Source organism: Actinoplanes sp. NBRC 101535 (genome assembly GCF_030269225.1).
GTDB lineage: Bacteria > Actinomycetota > Actinomycetes > Mycobacteriales > Micromonosporaceae > Actinoplanes > Actinoplanes rectilineatus.
Window position 1 is genome coordinate 1 of record NZ_BSSY01000071.1, and the last position, 270, is coordinate 270.

At 79.3% G+C, this 270-nt stretch carries 1 protein-coding gene; it reads right to left on the reverse strand.

What is annotated here, in order from left to right; genetic code table 11:
- Window positions 1-270 (reverse strand): hypothetical protein (locus QSK32_RS45395; RefSeq protein WP_285475571.1); only part of this gene is annotated, 270 nt, incomplete at both ends.

Sequence of the window (270 nt, forward strand, 5' to 3'; positions counted from 1 at the left end):
CCCAGCCGACGACCATGGCGGCGGCTTCGTGCAGGGCCTGCCGGACCCGGCGGCGGTGACGGCCCTCGACGAGCCGGGCCCGGCGCCGGGCCTTGCGCCACCGCCGTGACCCGCGCTGCCCGCGCGCGGGGGCGCGTCTCGCGGTGGCTTTGCGGCGGGCTTTCGTGTCGGCCAGATGCATGCGGTGTTCGGCGCGGATCGCCCGGCCCGAGACCAGCAGGGCCCGGCCGCCGCCGGCGGTGGCGACGGCGAACGGGTGGATGATCCCCG